The following is a 22,722-nucleotide window of genomic DNA, read 5'->3' as shown; positions in this document are numbered from 1 at the left end:
TTTATCCTTTATCTTGTCCAGAAAAAGTGGTTCAACAGCCAAATGCATAAATAAAAAAGATGGCTTGAACACCAATGCAGGCGTTCAAGCCATCTTTTCTCAATACTAACTTCATTCATTTAGTACCATATAGAATCTATATTATTTCCGTGCAACTGGTCTGCGCAGAACACAAATGTCATATGGCTTCAAGCTGAGACTTGCTTCCACAGCATCACCACTGAGCAGATCGGTATAGGACTGTCCATCTAATTCAACCAGCTTCTCATCTGGTGTGTAGTTCTGTACAAACACATAATCAGCTGTACCATCTGTACGCGTATGCGCCGTTGTTCCGGCAGGCAGCTCGGTTTCAAGTCCACGCTCAATGTTCAGGTCAGCGATTAGTTTCGCATAGAAATCATCATAGAATGGTGCTTTCAGACGTGTCGCTACATAATATGCTTTCCCTGAACCCAACTGGTTAACGGTCAATGCCGGACGTCCGGCATAAAAGTCTGAACGGTACGTAGCCAGGGACTTCGCGCCTTCCAGATGAATCAGATCACACAGTTCAATTGCATCGTACGCTGTATTGAGCTGAAGCTCATTGCCCTTCTCCGGGATGATTCCGTTCAGATCACGATCATGCAATCCGTCAATTTCCTCAGACCAGATACCAAGTGTCTTACGCAGTGGGCCTGGGAATCCACCCAGGAAGCACAGATCGTTTTCGTTAACAATACCAGACCAGTAAGTTGCTACGAACGTACCACCTTGTTCTACAAACTTCTCAATACGTTCCCCGACACCTTCACGTACCAGATAGAGCATTGGCGCAATCAGCAGCTTATACTTGGACAGATCTGCATCCATATCAATAACGTCTACAGCGACTCCCTTTTTCCAAAACGCTTCGTAATGCTCTTCCACCGTCTGCTCATACTTCACACCGATATTACGCGGACCCTGGGAATCATTAACGGCCCAGCGGTTTTCCCAATCAAATATGATTGCAACTTCTGCCGGAACCGCTGTTCCTACAATAGCTTCCATGCCTTCAAGAGCCGTTCCTACGTCGGTGACATCTTGGAACACTCGAGTGTGTTCCGTTCCTACGTGGTCTACCACCGCACCATGAAGTTTCTCACTAGACCCCCGGCTTTTTCTCCACTGGAAGTACTGAACACTATCGGAACCGTGTGCCACAGCCTGGAGGGAAGATAGCAAATGCATGCCAGGTTTTTTCAGTTTGCTGACATCTTGCCAATTCGTCGAACTTGGAGTACTCTCCATCAGCAAGAACGGCTGACCCCCTTTGATGGAACGAACGATATCATGCATCATGGCGATCCGGGATGCCTGTTTCGCGTCATCATCTGCATCATGCCAAGTCGGATAGCTGTCCCAAGAGAGGAAATCCAGAATATCGGCGAACTTCCAATAGTTCAGACCACCATAGAATTCCATCAGGTTCGTTGTGACTGGCAGATCGGGATTTTGAGCTTTCAATGGTTTCGTTTCATGCACGATAAAATCAGCTGTCTGATCCGTAACGAAACGGCGCCAATCCAGATTCATTGCGTGTACCTGTGTCTCACCGTGTGGAGCCGGAGATTCCACTTGACTCCAGTCTGTAACCGTATGGCTCCAGAATGTCGTCCACCACGAATGATTCAGTTCATCGAGTGTTTTATACTTCTTCTGAACCCAACCACGGAACGCTTCCTGACAATAATCACAATGACAGTCTCCGCCGAACTCGTTCGAGATATGCCAGCCGATTACAGCCGGATGATCCGAATAACGTTCTGCCAGTTTTGTGTTGATTGCAGTAACCTTCTCACGGTATACCGGGGAAGTATAACAATGGTTGTGACGGAAACCATGCAGATTACGGACACGTTTCTCAGAGACACGGAGTACTTCCGGGTACTTGGCGGACATCCAGGCTGGTCTCGCACCACTTGGTGTAGCCAAAAATGCATAGATGCCATTAGCTGCAAAACGATCCAACACCTGATCCAGCCATTCGAATGTATATACGCCTTCTTCCGGCTCAAGGGACACCCATGAGAAGATACCAACAGACATCACGTTACACTTGGCAAGCTTCATCAAGCGAATATCTTCTTCCAGGATTTCAGGATAGCGGAGCCATTGCTCCGGGTTATAGTCTGCGCCATGCAACATGTGCGGGGCTTTGGAACTTACAGGTGGAAATTTGTATGTCATAAGGACAACTCCCTTGCTTTAATTGCTGTTTTTTTAAATTTATATACGATAACAACGACTTCACAGACAATACATATTACGCTAGATTACACGTATGTCACGACATCTGATTCTTCAACAGTAGTGAGTGCTGTAAACGATTCCAACTTGCGACCTTTAAAATCAAACATGGTGAGGTTGCCCCAGTTATTCGGATGACCGACGGACCATTCTTCTTTACTTGGTATCCAGGCAGGTTCCCAATAATAGAATCCGTGCCCCAAACCACCAGGAACTTCGCGAATAATTTGCAATAGATCCTTCAGATATTTGGTCTGTCCCTCTACACTTGCAGGGTATCCTGGTAACAACATATCTTCCTGATTCAAAATCCATTCAATGCCTTCCGGCTGCTCCAGCGTCCATGGATAAGCGGTTTCAACTACATTGATCGGTTTGCCATAACGCTCAGCCAGATCATGAAGATTGTCACGTAACGCTTCGAGTGTGCCATGCCACCAAGGGTAATACGAGAGACCAATGATATCGAACTCCACACCCAGTGCTTCAAAGCGATCATAAAACTTGCGGCTCTCGGCGTTATCTCCACCACGATCAATATGTATCATAATCTGAATATCCGCGTCAACGGATTTGACCGCAGCAATTCCGTACTTCACAAGGCCTGCAAAACGCTCCCACTGTTCATCCGTATCATGCTCTTCTCCACCGACACGTCCCTCATTCCATAACATGCCTGGTGTAATCTCGTTGCCCACCTGCACCATGTCCGGAAGCGCATCGTGTTCCTTCAACGTTCTCAGAACGTCAGCCGTATACATGCATACCGCACGTTGAAGCTCTTCATAGGACAGATTCTCCCATGCTTTCGGCTTCCATTGATTGGCTGGATCAGCCCAGCGATCGGAATAATGGAAATCAAGCAAAAATTTCAATCCCTGTTTCTTGATCCGTTTGGCTACCTCCACCGTCCGCTCCAGATTGCAGAATCCACCAACAGGATCATTCCAGATTCGAAGTCGTATCGCGTTAGTGTCATTAATCTTCAGGATGGACAGCAAGTCTTGTTCCTTGCCATCCACATCACTATAACTCCCGCCATGTTGTTCGATTTCATCCATAAAGGACACATCCATTCCCAGAATGAATGTCTTTTCCGTCAAGTTGCTCACTGTATCAACCTCCATTAATTTGGGGTACAGGCTCAGCCTTTAACTGAGCCCAACGTCATACCTTTGACAAAGAAACGTTGCAGGAAAGGATACACAATCAATATCGGTGCACTTCCGATGAAGATCTGAGCTGCCCTTACCGTGGTTTGAGAGAGAGCTTCCATTTCTTTTGGATTCATGCTCATGCTACTCATATCACGTCCAATAATGACCGTTTGCATAAATGTAGCAAGTGGATAATCCTTGGCGTTATTCATGTAGAGTAATCCATCAAACCAGGAATTCCAGTGGAACACCATACTGAACAATGCAATGGTTGCAATGGACGGCATCGAAATGGGAAGGAAGATCCTGAATAATGTTCTGAAATGGTTAGCTCCATCCATCAGCGCCGCTTCCTCCAGCTCTTTTGGAATACCGCGGAAGAAGTTCAGCATCAAAATGACAAGGAATGTGTTCACTGCCCCTGGGAGTACCAGTACCCAGAAGGAATCCATCAACCCGATCTTCTGGATAACCATGTAAAATGGCACCAGTCCCCCGTTAAAAATCATACTGAATACAAAAATCCAGGAGTAGATCGTTCTGCCTTTGAATTCACTATTCTCTTTGGACAACGGATACGCCGCCAGGAACGTAATCAGCAAGGTAATCGCTGTACCAATTACTGTACGTAGAAGTGAAATCCAGAGCGAGTTCAAGAAAATTGGATTGTTCATCGTCTTTTTGTATGCCTCAAGTGAAAAACCTACGGGCCAGAGATTGACCAGATTGGCGTCGGCAGCAGCCTTTGTACTAAAGGATACTGCCAGTACATGAATCATTGGTACAATACACATAATGGCGACCAAAATCAGAAAGCAGGTATTGATTATATTAAACACGCGATAAGGCAATGATTTATGATACATCGTGGTCCCTTCTTTCTCTGTTCATTCGTTTAGAATATGCGATATCCGGCGTATTTTTTGGCTAAGCTGTACGATACAAGAATCAAGATCATACTAATGACCGATTTGAATAATCCGATCGCGGTTGCAAAGCCCATCTCACCATTCTGCATTGCGGAACGATATACGAATGTATCAATGATGTCACCCGTTTGATATACGAGCGGGTTATACAAGTTGAATATCTGGTCAAATCCGGCATTCAGTACGTTACCAAGTGCCAGTGTTCCTACAACCATCAGCATCGGCACAAGCGAAGGGATTGTAATGTGCAGTGTCTGTTTCCAGCGTCCTGCTCCGTCAATTTCCGCTGCTTCGTACAATGCTGGATTAATTCCGGCAAGGGCAGCCAGAAAGACGATCATGTTATAGCCAAATTCTTTCCACACATCTGTCAGAATGACCGTAGATCGGAACCAACTGTTGTCTCCCAGGAAGAAATATGGCCCGAGTCCGAAGGTTCCCAGAACCCGGTTAACCAAGCCGCCTGTTGACAACAGATCTATCAAAATCCCGCCCAGAATGACCCAGGACAAGAAGTGAGGTAAATAGACAAGTGTTTGAATCGTTCGCTGTACAGCCATCTTGCGAACCTCATTCAAAAGAATGGCAAAAACAAATGGAACAAATAAATTAAAGATCAGTTTAAGTACAGCAATAATCAATGTGTTCCAGATGACCTGTAAGCTGTCTTCACGTTCAAACAAATATCTAAAGTTGTCCAGCCCAACCCATTCAGAACCGCTAATCCCAAGCCATGGCTTGTAGTTCTGGAATGCCATAATAATCCCGCCCATAGGCACATAACTGAAGATAATCAGAAAGATAATGGCTGGCAAAAGCATAACGTGGAATGGCCAAGTGCGTTTCAAAGTTCTCATGATTGCTCCCCCTGTATTTCTTCCTACTCAAGTACTCCCTGAGTGGCTTATAAAGCGATTATATCAACCTTTTACGGGGTCCAAACAGCACATAAAAGCAATATAAATGGCACAAATTCAACCACTTTGCCTTAGCATGAATAAACAAAAAAAAGCGCCCTGACGTTAGTCGTCTGGGCGCTGCTTGTAACTATTTTTTCACACTGTCATACCATTCGTTAACCTCTTGCGTGATTTGGTCGCCGCCACCCGATTTCCACGTTTGTACAAAGGTATCAAACGCATCAACCGGATTTTTGCCATAGATAATTTCGTTAAATGCCTGATTCTCGATTTTGTTCAGATAGTCAAGCTTGGATTTCATCGTCTTTGTTGTCGGACCTGTGAACATGTTTTTGAAGGAAATTTCTTCTTGGCTAAGCAAGACTTTCGCTGCTGCTGGAGTTTCTTTACCGTAGTTGACAGCAACATCTTTCTCAAGCTTGGTTTCAGGCTCTTTGCCATTGGCCAAATTCATCAGAGCTTTCATCTGTGCATCTGGAATACGAGCACCGTCACGAACAAGCAAATAACGTACAACGTTAACATATCCGCCTTCGATCTCGTCAATCGGCATTTGTTTTCCATTTGCATCTAATTGATAGTCATAGCCTGCAAACAGACCATTGTCATAAGGGCTACCTGGTGCCGGGTCTGCATAATTGTCGAACAGGTAGTTCTGGTACGTAAAGAATGCTTCTGGGTGCGCCATGTCTTTTTTGATCAACGTAACACCATTAACGAACTGTGTCCCGTGACGCATCGCTTTGCCTTCAGGACCAGACGGAATTTCAATCGGTTTCCACACGGCACTCGGTACATTTTTCACTGTATCGAGAAGTGGCCATCCACTCATCCAGTAAGGTCCTGGAATAATACCGGCAGTTCCTGCAACTGCTGGCTCTGCTGTTTTGTTCTCATCCCATAGAGCTGCTTCCTGCGGGATATATCCTTTTTTGAGCCATTCGCTCAATTTGGTCAGACCTTGTTTCATACCCGGATTGATGGAGCCATACTCCAGCTTGCCGTCTTCCCCCAGATTCCATTGGAACGGCAATGTTCCATATGCTCCGAAGATCCATGATGGGTCTCCCATCCATGTATTCATGGAAGTTTTGAAGCCAATGCTGAGCGGAGTGACTTTATCAGGAGCCAAGCCGTCAGGGTTATTATTTTTGAATGCTTCCATAACAACTTCTAATTCATCAATTGTTTTTGGCGCTTTCAGATTTAGCTTGTCCAGCCAATCCTGACGAATCCACAATAGATAATCATTGTTGTAGGCATAGTCCAGAACAGGGATACCCATTCTTTTGCCATCACGACTATATTGGTTCCATACGTTTGGATCTTGTTCAATTGCTTTTTTCCATGTATCCGAAGCATACTTATCGAACAGTGGCCCTACTTCTTGATACATTCCAGAATCAATCAGATCCTGAGCAAGCAGATTATCACCCACGTTTACAATATCAGGCATTTCCTGTCCTGATGACATCGCAAGACGAAGCTTGGTTGCAAATGCTCCGTTTGTGTCTGTTACTGACCACAACGATTTGATTTCAATACCGAATTGATCTTTGGCCCACTTGGTTGCCACGTTATTTTCCATGGATTCGCCATTTTTGAATTTCAGCTCTGGATCGATTCCCCAGGCTGTTGTAATCGTAACTGGCGGATCGTATTTCTCTTTGTATTCGTTTTCAGTTCCTGTTGTGTTTGAAGCTGCATTATCTCCGCCTCCACTGCCTCCTGAACATCCTGCAAGAACGACAGTCAGACACAGCGTTGTAGCGAGAAGCGACAAGAATCTCTTTTTCGTTGATTGCGCTCTCATGTTGTTCCCCCTTAAATCGTTTTGGTTACCCTTTCATTATAGGCTGACCAGGCCTTTGAGCCTATGATACGAAATCAAGATTTCTGCACCTTTGCCAACCTATATTCTGGAATGTTGTTGTAATTATGCCTGATCCCGAAATTCATTGGGTGTCATGCCATAATGCTTTTTGAACATTTTGCTGAAATATTGCGGATTTTGATAGCCAAGTTCACTCGTAATCTCGTATATTTTTTTATTGCTATTCTTAAGCAGATACAGGGCACGTTCCATGCGCATACGAATCATGTAGTCCCCAAGACCTTCCCCAGTCTCTGCCTTGTAAATTTTCGATAGATATACGGGGTGTAAATATACCTTGTCCGCAATCATCTTCACCGACAGATCCTGTCCTGTATCTCTTGTCACCAGCTCCTGAACTTGCTTGATCACATGTCTGCGGCTCTGTACACCTTCCTGATCGGACAACTCTTCCTGAAGCTTCGCCAGCATCTCGGTTGCCCAGCGCCGCAGCTTCTCGGGTGATTGAATCAACTGATGGGCAAGGAGCAGGTCGAATCCCGCATGATCAATCTCATGCACCAGATGCCCCTGTTTATGGGCGATATACATAAATGCATTGGTTACCGACAGATACATCTCATACACATGTTCTCTGGACAATCGTACCTGTTCTGCCGCGTCAAAGACCATGTTCAGCTTACGGGCTGCCGCTTCCCATTGCTTGGTCTCAAGCAATTGCGGAAGTACAGGCGGTTTGTACAGCTCTTCGAGCGCCTGCGTCGCATCATTCTCCGGTCTTTTGCTGAGTGCCTGATCCATGTCCATATATATGATCTTGTGTTCTTCCGGTCCAGAAAGGACAAGCGAACCCAGACTTTTTCGATAAGCTGCTGTCAACTCATTAAAGGGAAATGACGGGGTAACTACCATGGACAGATCTCCCTGTAAATATCGAATGACATGCTCACGGAATGTTTCAGCGGAGATTCTCAACGTCTCCAAGTCCATCTGCGGAGATTCGATCTGATCTTGATTCTGCAAGAACATAACCAGACACTCATGGGGTCCGCGACCAAACCACACGTTAAATTGCTCTCCGAGTACTTCCTCAGCAATATTACCTACCGCAAAATCCATCAGATCCAGAGACTGCTGGTCCATTGATGAGAAACGTCCTGTTAGGCGAATCAGCATCATCACAGCCGATTGTTCCGGATCAATATGAATCTCATACTGTTGCAGTTGTTCCCGAAGTGCCCTCGCCGTGATTTCACGTCCCAGCAGCAGATCATGCATGAGATTTTCCCGTAAAATTTTATAGTCAGACTTCCGGCTGTATAAGAGCCGGTGATATTTATCGAATTCATCCCATTCATCGCGAAGAGACGTGATGGCTGCCGACACGGAACTCATAAATTCATCATCGTTTACGGGTTTCAGGATATAATCCGCTGCCTGCAATTGAATAGCTTTCTTCGCATAAGTAAAATCACTGTGACCGGTCAGCAAGATACAGCGGATATGAGACCAGCGTTTGCTTACCTCTGCAATGAGATCCAATCCCGACATACCAGGCATTCGAATATCGGTAACTACGATGTCTACTGCATTTTCCTCCATAATCTCCAGCGCTTCCTTACCGGATGCGGCACGCAGCACGGTCGTTACCCCAAGTTCTCCCCAGGGGATCGTAAGTTCCAGACTTTCTGTTACGTATGTCTCATCATCTACCAGTAATATATCAATCAAGTGATTCACTCCCTATTTCGTTCATTCTGCCAATAGATTCCATCGTTCATCATACGCTGCACATTCCAAGTGCTTATCCTTCATTCTCCAGAAGAAACTCCTGCTCGGCAGGCCATGACAGCGTAACTCGTAATCCACCAAGTTCCGATTCCGTTATATCAAGCCCTGCCTGCTCCCCATATCGAAGCTGGAGTCTCTGATTCACATTCCACAGGCCACAGCCCATCTCCTGATCCATCGTTCCCCTGAGCTTATTCAGAAGCGCCTCACGTGCCTCCTGCGTCATGCCTTGCCCATCATCTTCTACCACAAGAACCATGACACCGCCCTGTTTTTCCCCGGATACTCTTATTTCTCCGGCTTCCGCGTCCGCCTCGATACCGTGAATCACCGCATTCTCCACTAGTGGTTGCACGATGAGTGGCGGTACCTCCTGTCTTAACATCTCATCAGTCAGATCAATCTTGTAATGAATGCGGTCCATACGCATCCGTTGGATCTCCAGATAACAGCTGACAAATTCAATCTCTTCTGTCAACGGTACCACGTCCCGCTCCTGTCTTGTCGTATACCGATAATATCGCGATAGATTATGCGACATCGCTACAACAGCGTCCATACGCTTCAGCTTCGCCATACTTGTGATGAAGGAGAAACAATTGTAGAAAAAGTGCGGGTTAATCTGCGACTGCAGCTGCTTCAACCGGGCTTCACGCACATGAATCTGTTCCAGGTAAACGTGTTCAAACAACTGCTGGATCTGCTCCACCATCAAGTTGAAACGTTCGGACAGAAAACTGAATTCATTGCGGCCTTTTGGCTTAATCCTCACTGAATAATCTTCCTGCTTCAACCGCTGGAACCCGCGAATGAGTTGTTTCACTGGTACCTGTACCTGAACATAGAACAAGTACGCCACACCAAAACTCATTAACAACAAACAAATCATGGAAGAATAGAACAACATATTGGATTGATGAATGGGCTTCAGAATATCTGACAGGGGCATGTAGTCCACCAAATACCAGCCTGTTGTACTGGATTTCACGGTGTTAACCATGTAAGGTTCATTCCCGATCACTACTGTACGATTATCAACGTCCTGAAGTTTATGGGCGGACAGTTCTTCCATCAATTGATTCGTTAATGAATGGTCTGAAGTCCGATTATAGATAACCCCCGACTCTTCTCGGAAATAGAAGGGATCATGCCTGCCATCGTCTTTGAATTTGTCGAGCATATCCCGAATGTTGTCACTATCAAACTCCAGTTTGATAATCGTTTCCGCATTATTAGCTGGGTCTTTAATGCCGTACGGAGATACTGTAATCCAGCTAAACATGAACCGATCTTCTTCCCCATCCTGAATTTTGCGTACATCCCAGCCGGAACTGATATTCTCCCTTAACGCTTGTTTATCGTAAGAACGTGCGTCCCTTTCGGAAACTACCCTGCCTAGCGAAGGGGAGTACAGATATAATTTCGTGGCCCAATTGGATGAGCTTTCCTGAATACTCAGCTTATTCTGAATACGTTTGACCAGGTTGATCGCATCTAGGTCAAAGTAATTACTGTCCGCATAGATTCGGCGGAAGCTGGCAATATCAGGATCATGTATGAGCAGATTTGGCCATGAGGATAACAGTTCGATGTGTGTGTTCACTTGATTTTGGAAAAATTCAAGCTGGTTACTATTCGATCGATTCAACTCGTCTCTGAGAACAGCTGTTGTTTTGTGATTGGAGTACCAGTACAGAAGCACTACAGGAATCAGCATAATCAGAATAAGAATGACCATTTTGGAAAACAGGTTTGTCCGATATGACATCTTTTCATCTCACCTTGTCTAAATTTGTCGTGACATTAATTGTAATGATGTAAGCGCTAAAGACAAACTATTTTTTTGAGACAAACCGATTCATTATCTAGCGTAAGCGTTACCAATTCAAGGGGGAAGGAGATAAAACCAACATTTCTGCACTAATTGCAACTTCCACGCACAAAAAGAGCCAGCGATTAGCCAGCTCTCTCTAATTTCAGTATATGCCTTTGATCTTTCTATTCTACTCAAACCTTATTCCACTTCTGTTTATGTAATTATTCTTTTTTACTATAAAAATATCAACTATGGAATATCATAATCAAATACCGTATTCGCTCCATCCACGCCTACATCCAGCACAATATCCATAAGCTTCCCATTGACGAACAGAGGGGATTCCGCTTTCCCGTAAAACTCCAACTTGCCTGTAAACGTTCCATGGGGTTCAATCTCAACATGTACCGGCCTTAACTGGACAGACTGCAAGGCTTCCAACAGTGGATCGTCCTTAAACTTATAACTGCGTGCGAGATCAGGCAATAACACGGCGGATACGGAATCTCTGCCGTAATTTTTGAGTGTCAGGTCACAGGTGGCTCGGGTCTCACCCGTTTTCAGCACGTTAAAGGTACAAGAGCTTGCATTCTGTACATAGGATACCGCATCAATGCCTGTAGCTCCCCACTTGGCTACATACATGAATTTATCCGTCATGTACGAATAACTGAGAATAATAGCGATAACTACGATCCATAACCCTTTTGCAAGACCGGGGAATGATTTCCCGATTTCTTTGCGTGTAAGGTAGAAGCCGCAGGCGAAAATCCCCAATCCGAGGAAAAGTGTGATATGTACACCACTTAAATAAGACGTAGTATACGGTGATATACCTATTGCTGACAGCATGGTATCCCCAATAGAAAAACCAAGATGATGGTTAAATGTAAAGATGATAGCAAATAGCAATAAAGCCCCTGAGAACACAAGTCTGGTTCTCGACACACGAACACCCCCTAATCAACCACCTTATTATATCATATTTTTCCTATTTATGATTAACAATCCAAATCAAAAAACAACAATAAAAAGAACGTCTTCGGTTGTTCACCGAAAACGTCCTCCATTTTCACCGCTGACAAGAGCTGTAGTAACACAGGTCTCTCTGGCATGGCTGACGATCATTTATTGCTTAGACAAGAATGTATCGAGTTGTTCCTGTTTGGCTGCAATAATTTTATCAATTCCCGCTGCTTTCAATTTCTCCAGATATTTCGGAATCATCTCATTTGGATCAACGGCGCCCGATGTCATACCCGGCTTGAACTGTTTGTTCACGTTGTTGACCGCAGCAATTTCATTTTTGACAGATTGGCTGTTGAACGTAAAGCCCAGTGCTGGCGACTTCACACCTTTGGCGTTAAACTCTTTGAACTTCTCCCATTTCTGGGGATCTTCATTATCCCAGAGGAAGTTCAGGAACTGGTTACCCAGTTGCCATTGTGCACCTGGATTGTAGGTACGACTGTTGGCATCTACGCCATCAGGGAGAGCAATGATATTATCCTGTCCGTCTTTTTTCACATAATGTGTACCTTCAATTCCGAAGTTCAGCAAGTTGTTAATTTCCTTGTCGGAATGCAGCAGGTTAATGACCTGCATCGCTTTCTCCGGTTGCTCGGAAGAACGGGAGATTGCAAGCATCGCTCCAGATGCATCACCCGTCGTGATTGTTGGCTGTGTCATCTCAATCTGAGTGAGCGGGAAACCCACATACCCTTCTTCTTCTTTATCCTTGCCTGGCTTCATGCCATCCGTCCAGAGAAACGCTTTTCCAGCCTTCGCCTGGTCTTTCGGGAACACATTGGACGTAGCAGCATCACTGTTGATATATCCCGCTTGATACCACTTGCGAGCGAGTTCAGCCGCTTCTTTGAATTCAGGGGTCTCCACTTCATTCAGAACGGTTGTTCCTCCTGCTGTTTTGGAGATCACTCCAGGTACGGAGGCATCACCGAGATAATCCCAATCCAGATTCTCCAATAGCCCGTTACCATTGGTATTGGACATATAGAACGGTGTAATGGCTGGCTCGTTTTCCTTGATTGTTTTGAGAAGTGGCTCCAGATCAGCCCATGTCTTAACAGCTGTCAGGTCCAGTTTATACTTGTCAGCCAGATCTTTACGTACCAACACACCACGTGTGGCCGCGAGTTCCTTATTCGTAGGAACGCCGTAATTCACGCCGTCCACCTGAGAACCTTCCAGAAAGGCAGGGTCCAGGTTTTTCTTGATATCCTGACCATGTGCATCAAGCAGATCATTCAACGGCAAGAATGCGCCTTTAGCTACATTCACCGTGTAGTTCTGCCAAGCTGCTGTGAAGATAATGTCTGATTTTTCACCTGAAGAAATCATGAGATTCAGCTTGTTATCCCACTGTCCCCAGTCAATCGCATTGATCTTAAGCGTGGCCCCGATCTTTGGTTCCATCTTTTTGTTGATCTCAGCTTCCACCAGAGCGACATCCTTCTGTGGTGTCCCTGGGTAGAACAGTGTCACTTCATAGGGTTTGCCCCCACCTTCACTTGCTCCTCCGCCTTCTGCGCCAGGTGTTGTTGTTCCACCTTTGTCTGATGAGCAAGCTGCCAGCACCAGGCTCAGCGTCATCACCGTTGCCATCATGCGTGACCATACCTTTAATGATCTAACCAATTAAACCCCTCCTGTCATGTGTTGAACCATACAACCGAATTCCCCAATTCACAATTAAACCGATAACTACTTCTGTATATGCCCTTTCAGTCCATCTTCATTTACCTTGCCCACTCCGCTAACCGGTTCAGAGTTATCCCTTCACAGCGCCAACCGTAAGACCTTTGATGAAATAACGCTGGAAGAACGGATATGCCAGTACAATTGGACCAATACCGACCACAGCCATCGCCATTTGCAGAGTTTTGTTAGGCAGATTCAGCAATCCACCCTGCGACGAAATCTGTGAAGAGACGTTGGAGTTGGTTGTTAAATATTGAATATCGAGCAGCGTCCGGTACATAAGGTACTGAAGGCTGATCGTCCGGTTATCTGATATAAAAATCATGCTAAGGTACCAGTCATTCCAGTAATTCAATGTACTGAACAACGCGACGGTTGCCATTACGGGAAGAGAGAGCGGAAGCACGATACGTGCAAACGTTCTCAATTCTCCCGCACCATCAATCCGAGCCGATTCCAGAATGGACACCGGAATGGAGTTCGCGAAGAATGTACGCATGACCAGTACAAAGAATGGGGATAGCAGTAGCGGCATAATGAGTGCCAGTAGGGAGTTTTTCAGATCCAATACGTTGACATAGACCAGGTACCAAGGTACCAGACCCCCATTGAACAACATTGTGAAGAAGATGAAAAAGGCGAACCAGCCCCGGTAAGGCAGATCTCTCCGTGAGAGCGGATACGCATATAATGCGGTCAACGCAACACTTGTAATGGTTCCTACAACGGTAACAATAAAGGATATACCATACGAGTGAATGATCTGATCCATATCTCTGAACAGAAACTCATAAGCCGTCAGGCTGAATTTTTCTGGAATAAGCTTATATCCATTGGCAATTACTGTTGTCTCGTCCGAAAATGAGATGGCGAAGACAAGCAGGATCGGCACGATACAGGCAATGGCATAGAATAGAAACATCGCATGAATAACGGATGCGGAACGCTTCGATACGGCTAGTGGATCACGTGATTTCACAGCTGACTTGCCTCCTCTCAAAATAATGCATTATCTTTATCAATTCGCCTTACGATGGTATTGGATACAAGAACCAGCACAAATCCAACGATTGCCTGATATAGACCGGCTGCTGATGACATCCCGATATCTCCACCGATAAGGAACGTACGATATACGTAGGTATCCAGTACATTCGTTACAGGGAACAGCGCTCCCGATTCCAATGGAACCTGATAGAACAGACTGAAGTCTGCATAGAATATACGACCAATTTGCAATAACGTCATAATGACGATTAATGGCACGAGAAACGGAATGGTAATGAAGCGTATCTGATGCCATTTGGTTGCTCCATCGAGCACAGCTGCTTCATAATATTCTTCATCGATACCCACGACAGCTGCCAGATAAATGACAGCATAATATCCAATATTCTTCCATGTGTTCACCAGTGGCAAAATATACGGCCAATACTTCGGCTCTGAATACCAATCGATCGGCTGACCGCCAAACATCTGCAGAACCGTTGAGTTCATGAAGCCTGAATCCTTGCCCAGAAAAGCCAGTACCAGATAACTGACCACAATCATGGACAGGAAATACGGCAATAACATAAGTGATTGATATAACTTGGACATTGCCTTGTTCTTCACTTCATTGAGCAGAATAGCAAGCCCGACACCTACTAAGAGATTTAGTGCAATAAACACCGTGTTATACGCGAGTGTATTTCGGGTAATTTCCCATGCATCACTGGTTGAGAACAAATATTTAAAATTGTCCCATCCACTCCATGGGCTACCCCAAATACCATCAGCATAGTTTACATTTTTGAATGCGATCAGAACGCCGAACATCGGCATATAGTTGTTCACCAGCAGAAACAGGACACCTGGCAAGAACATGAGATACAGCACCTTGAATTTGCCAAGATTGTGCCACACCGACTTGCGCTTTCGGACTGTTTCTCCCGGTATTTCCGATATCCGTACTCCCTTACCCGCCTGGGGTTGTGTCTTCATAACTTGTTCTCCCTCACTCCTCTTGAATTCTTCCTCAGGATGAAGCTCCGTTGCGGCTCCTGTGGTTCAAGTATACGGCGGGGCGAGTAAGACCTCTATCTGCTGTGGTGACCTGTTGACTTATCAAATTATGACTTTAGTGCCAAAATAAACAAATCAAAAGGCGCAGCATGCTGCGCCCTGAACTATACGGTACGTGACTGTTTTCGGAACTCCTGTGGCGTTATACCCGTGCACTTTTTGAACATTTTGGTGAAATGCGAGTAATTATAGTACCCCACCTTGCCAGCGATATCCGTCACTTTGACGGTGGACTGGGACAACAATGTCTTCGCTTTGGCTACTCTGCCCTGCAGGATAAACTCAGATAGGGACATCCCCTTCTCTTTCCGAAACAGACGCGATAGATAAGCGGGATTGAATCCGGCAAAAGCTGCAAGCTCCTCTCGCATAAGTTCTTCACCAATATGAGTTTCAATATAAACGCACAACTGATCCACAATGGTCATGGGGCTATGATCGTCCGGGTACAACACCGGGATAACACGATCAATCAGATCAGACGTCCACTGCTTCAACTGCGGCAACGACCTTGTCACCATACCCTCTTCCGGCTCCCGTTCACCCGGATACAGACTGCGTATGGACACGTTTTTCTGATGAAGCAACGGATAGACCACATGCAGCATGGCATGATAGTAGAGATGCAGCATTTCAGGAGACAAACCCTCCTGGGCAGCAAGCAACTCAAAAATCTCATCCACACGTTCTCGCAAATCCCCTACTTTACCCGTCTCAAAAAGAATAGATAATTCCGAAAACCATGGAATAGGCAAAAAGCGATCTTCCTGATCTCTTCCCCGCTCATCATAGACAAACACTTCTTCAAGCTCCTTAATATTGCGCCGCTCCATATCCATCAGTTCATTTAACATGCCTTGCAGCTCAGTTACAGCAACCGGGGCTCCAACATAACAGGACAACCGGCAGTAGAAATACGTACCACATTCCTGAATATACCCCTGACAACGTTGTGCCACTTCGCTCGCACTCGGAATGATACTGTCTTGCTCGTAAGCAAGGACAATATTTAATCCACTTTGATCCTGAAATACCTCACCGGGCTTGTCGCCAAGCAGCATCTCCTTGGCTGCATTACGAAGGGCATATTCCAATACCTCTTCGTCACGCAAATCAAAGTCACGCACCCATTCCTCTACCGAGATCACAATGGGTAACACACGAGCTTGCGGGTCAATCTCGGCACCATACAATTCTGCGAGCTCTTGTAGCCGTTGTTCGGTTAACGTGATACGCTGAGAGATGGCATCTTTCCAGAAGCGTTCTGTCAGCAGCGGTTTATGGGTTTTCCAGCGTTTGTATACGGTCTCATAAACTTCGTTGGTACGGGTACGCTGCTCTCCATCCTTGATCTTCTCCACCGCCTGGGTTACTACCTTAATCAATTGATCCGCTGGAGCCGGCTTCAACACATAATCAAAGCTGTTTAGCTTAATTGCTGTCTGAGCATAATCGAATAAAGCATGCCCTGTCAGGAAAATGGTCAGTATACCTGGATCATGTTTCAACACCCAACTTTGCAGGTCAAGCCCTGTTTCACCAGGCATCTCGATATCACAGATCATGATATCAATAGCATCTGCCCTTAAAATCTTTCTTGCCTCTTCGGCATCACCAGCACTGTATACCTGGTCAATGCCTGCTGCTTGCCAATCGACTCCTTCAACCATTGCTTGTAATGCATACACTTCATCATCCACGATCAACAGGTTCCGCATAGGCTCCCCCTTCTTCCTCTTCGGTCTGAGCGGGTAAATCAATGATGACTTTGGCGCCATGATCCACCTCATTGCCAAACTGCAAACTGGCTTGATCACCATACTTCACTAATAGCCGATGAGCCACGTTCCATATCCCGATATGCTGTCCATTCGGGTCTTCAGCGTATTGTCCATGTTGCAGACGCCCCAACAATTCCTCATCAAATCCGACGCCGTTGTCCACAATCATCAGTTGAAGCACCGTCCCATCGACCTGACCGGACGACTTCTCATCGAGGCGCGCCACGATCCGAATGACAAAGGCTTGTGTCCGGCGCTGAAATCCATGAATAATGGCATTCTCCACAAAAGGCTGAATGGTTAATGGCGGAATCACATAATGTCCCAGATTCGGCTCAACATCCAGTTCAAAATCGAATCTGCTTGGAAACCTCAGCTTTTGAATTTCTAAGTAATGACGAATGTGCTCCAGCTCTTCATCCAGACGAATAATACGTTTGCCTGCACGCAGACTGAATCGAAAATAATCGGCCAGATGACCCGCCATCTGCTGCACCAACTCATGCTTTTGCAAGGAAGCCAGACTATGAATAATATTGAGTGAATTCAGGTAAAAGTGAGGATTGATCTGCATCTGCAGTTGTTTGAACTCGGCCTCCCGCGTCCGCAGCTGTTCCTCATACACATCAATCTTCAGATGCCTGATTTCACTGGTCATTTGATTGAAACTTCGTGTCATAAATTCAAGCTCAGAGGAAGATGGCGGGTCCAGCTTCACATCGAGATCTCCACGACTCACCCTTCTCATGCCTCGAATTAACGCATTCATCGGGCGGAATAACAGATGCCGCAAAAAGATCAGTGCAGTAACCAGAATTACTGCCGCACCAATGGGGAGCAGACGAATGATCTGCTGGAAAAACGGGAGGTTACGCATCATGTCTTCCTCAGGCAGCAGCACGATATAATTCATCTGGGACATGGCCGAGGCAGTACCCAACATCAAATATTGACGTGCTTCTCCCTTATTCACAACTTCAGAGATCACCTGATACGGATTCTTCAAGCCGGGAAGATGTGCTGCAGCCAGCTGAATCTGTGCAGTATTCAATGTGGAATCCGATAGTGCCCCACCATCTGTTCCAACAATGACTGCACCTCCCCGATCTCCGGATTCAGTGAATTGTTGTGTATGATTCAGTGCATTCATATCGACAAGTGCACCTGCATAGAACTGTTGGTTGATTCGCACCGTTTTCACCAGCGCATTCCACGTCCCGCCACGCACGATGCTCCATTCCGGCTTCTGGATATCCCCTTCCAATTGCTGCATCTGGACTGGCATACTCTCCTGCACAACCGACTTTTTGACATCATAATTGCCTGAAGTGGCGAGCAGAAGATCATCATTCACGGCATCGTATAGAAAAAAAGAATCGATTAGATTATAAAAACCGATATCTGTCATGAATTTGTTCATAATCCGTTGCTTTGCAATGATATAATCACCGCTGCCGTATTTCAGAAAAAACAGAGAGATAATATCCGGGTCCCGCTCGCCCAGACTATATAAATACCGATTCGTCTCCTGTAACACACGTTCATTCTGCTCCACACTCTTGGCGAGATGATTCATATTGGTGAGGGATACTTTGTCACGTACAACTTTCATGGCGTAGACATTGTTATAATAAAGCAGCATGAATAATGGCAGCATGATCAATGTAAGACCCACTATAAATTTAAAACGAAGTGAACGGATTAAACTCATGGATTATGGATTCCCGCCCTCTTAGAGGTAGTTCAAAAAGTCCGCTGTACTGAACCAGACTTTTTGAACACACACTTTATTTCAACATAGTTTTTCTATTTTCTTCCTTATGATGGCATGTTTATTGTAATCACCCCTGCTTGCCATTGTCTATGGGGTCCCGTGACCTTCACATATCAATTCTGGTGACTTTCATCCGCTCCAATTTCAAAAGTAACACGCTCCATGTTGTAATAAATTCTCCAGTTGTAAAATAAATCCTTCATTTATAGCTCAGAAGCTTCTCCCTAAAAATAAATGCTGCGGCAAGCCCCGGACTCCATGAACGCCCGATCTTGACATGCATACGATATATCACTCCTCGGGTTAGTCACCAGGATGTAGGGAGGCCTGTTCGATGAATATTCAACTCACTGCGTTACACTATGTCTATCTGGCATTTATCGTCTTGATCATCGCCGTAATGATCCGGCGCAGGGACACCACGATCATCTGTGTTGCGGGTATTATGACCATTGGACTTCTGGCAACCGAAACCTTAAGCGGGTCAGTTGCTGGGATCTTCAGCAGTTTTATCTATGCAACAAAAGAATTGCTGAGTACGATCTTCATCATCTCGATTATTGTGGCAATGAGCCGTGTTCTGATCAGAACAGGCATTAATGAGGTCATGGTAACACCCGTCACCCGGTTTATCCGTTCTCCTCAGGTCGCGTATTGGGGTATCGGATTGATCATGATGGTAGTATCACTATTTTTCTGGCCATCCCCAGCCGTAGCACTCGTCGGTGCAGTACTGCTTCCTGTAGCCGTGCGTGTAGGTCTTCCTCCGATTGGAGCTGCTATTGCCATGAACCTGTTCGGACATGGGATTGCACTGTCGGGGGATTACATTATTCAGGGGGCTCCCAAACTTACAGCTGATGCGGCGGGTATACCGGTTACTTCCGTCATGACGGCCAGCATACCTCTGGTCATCGTCATGGGAACGGTATCTACACTTACAGCCTTCTGGATGCTGCGCAAAGAGATGAAATCAGGTTCACCTGCTCATTCCCCAAACGTTATATCAGGTACCATGAGCACGGAACCTTCTTCCTCATCAGAGGCTGTGTCTACTTCTCAACCAGGCAATTTGTCTGTTGAACGTCAAGCAATTTCACTCCGTTTGCAAAAAGCATTCGCTCTGCTTATCCCTCTGTTATTCGCAGTTGATGTGATTCTGATGTTTGTATTGAAGTTGCAAGGCGGCGACGCAACAGCTCTGATTGGCGGAACCGCTGTGGTTATATTGATCGCTGTCACCCTTGCCGCACATCGTCATGCCGGACCAGAGGAAACGACCAATTATTTAATAGAAGGATTTCAGTTTGGTTTCAAGGTGTTTGGACCGGTTATTCCTATAGCTGCATTTTTTTATCTGGGAGATGCTGCGATTACGGAGTTGTTCATCACCCCTCTTCCTGAAGGTTCACACGGGATCGTGAATGACCTGGGGGTCGCACTTGCTGGGCTGGTGCCATTAAATGATACGGTGGGCGCCATTACAATGACGGTGACCGGAGCAGTTACTGGAATGGATGGTTCGGGGTTCTCGGGGATATCCCTGGTTGGCTCGATTGCGTCCATGTTTGCAGGATCGGCAGATTCCGCACCTGTGCTGACAGCATTAGGTCAGGTTGCAGCTATATGGGTGGGTGGTGGAACCTTGATTCCATGGGCATTGATTCCTGCTGCTGCAATCTGCGGCGTCAATCCTTTTGAACTTGCAAGACGCAACCTGAAGCCTGTACTGCTGGGACTTACGGTAACAACAATTGTAGCCATCTTTCTAATCTGACCAAAAGTTATGCTAAACCGTTTAAAAAGACGTGCGTGAACGTGCCCAGTTCCAGAGATCTTCTCGCTGCATCTCGGCCAGATGCAGCATGTCCACATATGGATCTCCCTGTAATCCAAGAACAGAAGCAAATGCAGGCTCCGTCTTCCACCCTGCCTGTTTCAGTCTGCGGATCTCACGGTGTCCCGCGTCTCCCCACAGTTGCAACAATCTCCACTCTACGATCATATGTAGGTATGCATTCTGCCTGTTAACTGGCACGGATTGGGCAAAAATCTCCACAGGCCAATGTCCCACTTGCAAATTACAAGTCACATAAGGACGTTGGTCTGGAAGATCCCCACCACGTACACATTGAAATTCAGCAACGGCTCCGATTCGATCGTATATCTCGGCTTCAAACATATCCAGATCCTCTGCATAACACAGCAGATCCAGATCACTGCCCGGAAGATCAATATCAATCGGTACCGTTCCTGCTGGATATGGGTGATAGTCAGCTAATATATCGAGCAATCCACTGCTCTGCAACACATGATAGGCGTCCTGCTGACGTGCATTACCCGAAGCCAGATGTGCCATTACTTCTGCGGTAGTACTCATCTCCCCGCCTTGGGCCACAGTTAGTTCGTGCCTCCTGTAATGACCTGTTTCACACGTCCCACTTGACCGCTCGTCAGTCGTACTTTAATTCCGTGTGGATGCGTAGGTGACTTGGTTAACAGATCCTTCACAATGCCACGTGTCAGCTTTCCTGTAGCTTGGTCCTGCTTCAGCACAATGTCCACTTCCAGACCTGGTTTAATATTTACACGTTGTTGTCCATTCATTATGTTCTCTCTCCTCTATGTCGTGATCCATACCGTGTATACTATATACCCTTAAACACAAAGCTCCATCTATTGTAGACGTTTTGGTTTCAAAACAAAAGGGACACGTCAATAACCTCCTAAAGGCTGATTCCATGGTTGATTTGAAGACCAAGATAAAGAAACCGCAGGTCTCTTCATCTGAGACCTACGGTTTCTATTTGGATTGGCCATGTTCAGGGCTGCACATGCTTCAGAATAGACGAAGGCGAAGTTCCATCCTTCGCAGCTTCGCGTGCCTTCACAGCAAGCAGCTCAGACACCGTCACGAACCGATATCCCTGCTGCTGTAACTTCGGCAAGATTGTTTTGAGCGCAGCTACCGTATGGGACTTGCCTTCCACTTTATCGTGGAAGAGTACAATATCCCCATTACGCGCGTTATTCAGTACTTTTTTAACAATGGCCGATACACCTGGAGAAGCCCAGTCCCGTGTATCCTGATGCCAAGACCAGAGTACAATGGTATACCCTTTTTGTTTGGCAGCCTGGATGACCATGTCATTGTAATAGCCGCCCGGTGGCCTGAACAACAGGGGACGCTCCGCGCCTGCTTGAATGATGGAACTTTCTGCTTCGTTCATATCCTTCATGTACTTGTCCGCATTAGTTGATCGAACTGCATACGTGTGCGCATACGTATGGTTGGCGATTTCATGCCCTTCGAGCTGTTCCTGCTTAATCAGTTCAGGAAATTTATCTGCCCATTTGCCAAGTACAAAAAAAGTTCCTTTGGCATGATACTGCTGTAACAAAGCCAGGATCTGCGGAGTCTGAATCGGATCTGGTCCATCATCAAAGGTAAGGGCGATGAGTTTATCCTGTGTGGGAACTTCCCACACAATCTCTCCTCGTTCCTCATAATACTGACGGTTCTTCTGTACAGGCTTTGCATAGGCAGAACTGCTACCCAGCAAAATAATTAGCGTGAACATTCCGATGACTCGGGCTGCCTTCAGGTTCATGTGGTGTCCTCACTTTGTCTTCATACGTAAACTCCCTGTTAGCATTTCCC

Annotated in this window: 17 protein-coding genes; 1 reads left to right on the top strand and 16 read right to left on the bottom strand. The window is 46.0% G+C overall.

The features are described 5' to 3' along the window. Positions 1 to 141: 141 nt before the first annotated feature. The 13 genes from NST33_RS10395 to NST33_RS10335 form a co-directional block, all read right to left on the bottom strand. Complete coding sequence (locus NST33_RS10395) at positions 142 to 2,214, bottom strand: beta-galactosidase (protein WP_339307837.1); 2,073 nt, start codon at positions 2,212 to 2,214, stop codon at positions 142 to 144. Between the two features lie 86 nt (positions 2,215 to 2,300). Then, positions 2,301 to 3,386 (bottom strand): arabinogalactan endo-1,4-beta-galactosidase, encoded by a 1,086-nt coding sequence (locus NST33_RS10390; RefSeq protein ID WP_339307835.1) that lies wholly within the window; start codon positions 3,384 to 3,386, stop codon positions 2,301 to 2,303. A 32-nt stretch (positions 3,387 to 3,418) separates the two neighbouring features. Then, positions 3,419 to 4,297, bottom strand: coding sequence for a carbohydrate ABC transporter permease (locus NST33_RS10385; protein ID WP_339307833.1), 879 nt, complete (start codon positions 4,295 to 4,297; stop codon positions 3,419 to 3,421). Positions 4,298 to 4,326: 29 nt separating this feature from the next. Further along, the gene (locus NST33_RS10380; protein ID WP_017689297.1) at positions 4,327 to 5,217 is read right to left on the bottom strand and encodes an ABC transporter permease subunit; all 891 of its coding nucleotides are present in this window, start codon (positions 5,215 to 5,217) and stop codon (positions 4,327 to 4,329) included. A 190-nt stretch (positions 5,218 to 5,407) separates the two neighbouring features. Further along, entirely contained in the window at positions 5,408 to 7,093 is a 1,686-nt protein-coding gene (locus NST33_RS10375) for an extracellular solute-binding protein (RefSeq protein ID WP_221823458.1), read from the bottom strand. Positions 7,094 to 7,216: 123 nt separating this feature from the next. Continuing rightward, a complete protein-coding gene (locus tag NST33_RS10370; RefSeq protein WP_339307830.1) occupies positions 7,217 to 8,845 on the bottom strand; it encodes a response regulator in 1,629 nt (542 codons plus the stop codon). 73 nt (positions 8,846 to 8,918) lie between these two features. Next, positions 8,919 to 10,673 carry a sensor histidine kinase gene (locus NST33_RS10365; RefSeq protein ID WP_339307827.1) on the bottom strand — a complete coding sequence of 585 codons (1,755 nt, stop codon included), beginning with the start codon at positions 10,671 to 10,673 and terminating at the stop codon, positions 8,919 to 8,921. Between the two features lie 297 nt (positions 10,674 to 10,970). After that, a complete protein-coding gene (locus tag NST33_RS10360; RefSeq protein WP_221823452.1) occupies positions 10,971 to 11,669 on the bottom strand; it encodes a hypothetical protein in 699 nt (232 codons plus the stop codon). A gap of 180 nt (positions 11,670 to 11,849) precedes the next feature. Next, a complete protein-coding gene (locus NST33_RS10355; RefSeq protein ID WP_221823450.1) occupies positions 11,850 to 13,379 on the bottom strand; it encodes an ABC transporter substrate-binding protein in 1,530 nt (509 codons plus the stop codon). Between the two features lie 133 nt (positions 13,380 to 13,512). Further along, positions 13,513 to 14,421 (bottom strand): carbohydrate ABC transporter permease, encoded by a 909-nt coding sequence (locus tag NST33_RS10350; RefSeq protein WP_017689303.1) that lies wholly within the window; start codon positions 14,419 to 14,421, stop codon positions 13,513 to 13,515. Between the two features lie 17 nt (positions 14,422 to 14,438). Next, positions 14,439 to 15,425 (bottom strand): ABC transporter permease subunit, encoded by a 987-nt coding sequence (locus NST33_RS10345; RefSeq protein ID WP_036670214.1) that lies wholly within the window; start codon positions 15,423 to 15,425, stop codon positions 14,439 to 14,441. Positions 15,426 to 15,610: 185 nt separating this feature from the next. Then, entirely contained in the window at positions 15,611 to 17,224 is a 1,614-nt protein-coding gene (locus NST33_RS10340; RefSeq protein WP_221823446.1) for a helix-turn-helix domain-containing protein, read from the bottom strand. Beyond that, entirely contained in the window at positions 17,199 to 18,998 is a 1,800-nt protein-coding gene (locus NST33_RS10335; protein WP_221823444.1) for a sensor histidine kinase, read from the bottom strand. The genes NST33_RS10340 and NST33_RS10335 overlap by 26 nt, the downstream gene beginning before the upstream one ends. 397 nt (positions 18,999 to 19,395) lie before the next feature. Here NST33_RS10335 and NST33_RS10330 point away from each other — a divergent pair, with 397 nt between their 5' ends. Further along, a complete protein-coding gene (locus NST33_RS10330; RefSeq protein ID WP_339307824.1) occupies positions 19,396 to 20,838 on the top strand; it encodes a hypothetical protein in 1,443 nt (480 codons plus the stop codon). Between the two features lie 21 nt (positions 20,839 to 20,859). Here NST33_RS10330 and NST33_RS10325 read toward each other — a convergent pair whose 3' ends face one another. The 3 genes from NST33_RS10325 to NST33_RS10315 form a co-directional block, all read right to left on the bottom strand. Beyond that, the gene (locus tag NST33_RS10325; protein WP_339307822.1) at positions 20,860 to 21,441 is read right to left on the bottom strand and encodes a DUF4269 domain-containing protein; all 582 of its coding nucleotides are present in this window, start codon (positions 21,439 to 21,441) and stop codon (positions 20,860 to 20,862) included. Between the two features lie 20 nt (positions 21,442 to 21,461). After that, positions 21,462 to 21,668 carry a YwbE family protein gene (locus tag NST33_RS10320; RefSeq protein WP_221823438.1) on the bottom strand — a complete coding sequence of 69 codons (207 nt, stop codon included), beginning with the start codon at positions 21,666 to 21,668 and terminating at the stop codon, positions 21,462 to 21,464. A 215-nt stretch (positions 21,669 to 21,883) separates the two neighbouring features. Further along, positions 21,884 to 22,672 carry a polysaccharide deacetylase family protein gene (locus NST33_RS10315; RefSeq protein ID WP_339307820.1) on the bottom strand — a complete coding sequence of 263 codons (789 nt, stop codon included), beginning with the start codon at positions 22,670 to 22,672 and terminating at the stop codon, positions 21,884 to 21,886. Positions 22,673 to 22,722: the final 50 nt, after the last annotated feature.

Origin of the sequence: Paenibacillus sp. FSL L8-0435 (assembly GCF_037965655.1) — a bacterium.
Taxonomy (GTDB): domain Bacteria; phylum Bacillota; class Bacilli; order Paenibacillales; family Paenibacillaceae; genus Paenibacillus.
Note: the sequence above shows the minus strand (reverse complement) of the source record. Positions and strands in the feature narration are given on the sequence as shown.

What these genes read in the sequence shown, in the direction of transcription:
- NST33_RS10395 (WP_339307837.1), bottom strand. Translation starts at nt 2,214, where the DNA reads ATGACATACAAATTTCCACCTGTAAGTTCCAAAGCCCCGCACATGTTG.
- NST33_RS10385 (WP_339307833.1), bottom strand. Translation starts at nt 4,297, where the DNA reads ATGTATCATAAATCATTGCCTTATCGCGTGTTTAATATAATCAATACC.
- NST33_RS10380 (WP_017689297.1), bottom strand. Translation starts at nt 5,217, where the DNA reads ATGAGAACTTTGAAACGCACTTGGCCATTCCACGTTATGCTTTTGCCA.
- NST33_RS10375 (WP_221823458.1), bottom strand. Translation starts at nt 7,093, where the DNA reads ATGAGAGCGCAATCAACGAAAAAGAGATTCTTGTCGCTTCTCGCTACA.
- NST33_RS10365 (WP_339307827.1), bottom strand. Translation starts at nt 10,673, where the DNA reads ATGTCATATCGGACAAACCTGTTTTCCAAAATGGTCATTCTTATTCTG.
- NST33_RS10345 (WP_036670214.1), bottom strand. Translation starts at nt 15,425, where the DNA reads ATGAAGACACAACCCCAGGCGGGTAAGGGAGTACGGATATCGGAAATA.
- NST33_RS10340 (WP_221823446.1), bottom strand. Translation starts at nt 17,224, where the DNA reads ATGCGGAACCTGTTGATCGTGGATGATGAAGTGTATGCATTACAAGCA.
- NST33_RS10335 (WP_221823444.1), bottom strand. Translation starts at nt 18,998, where the DNA reads ATGAGTTTAATCCGTTCACTTCGTTTTAAATTTATAGTGGGTCTTACA.
- NST33_RS10330 (WP_339307824.1), top strand. Translation starts at nt 19,396, where the DNA reads ATGAATATTCAACTCACTGCGTTACACTATGTCTATCTGGCATTTATC.
- NST33_RS10325 (WP_339307822.1), bottom strand. Translation starts at nt 21,441, where the DNA reads ATGAGTACTACCGCAGAAGTAATGGCACATCTGGCTTCGGGTAATGCA.
- NST33_RS10320 (WP_221823438.1), bottom strand. Translation starts at nt 21,668, where the DNA reads ATGAATGGACAACAACGTGTAAATATTAAACCAGGTCTGGAAGTGGAC.
- NST33_RS10315 (WP_339307820.1), bottom strand. Translation starts at nt 22,672, where the DNA reads ATGAACCTGAAGGCAGCCCGAGTCATCGGAATGTTCACGCTAATTATT.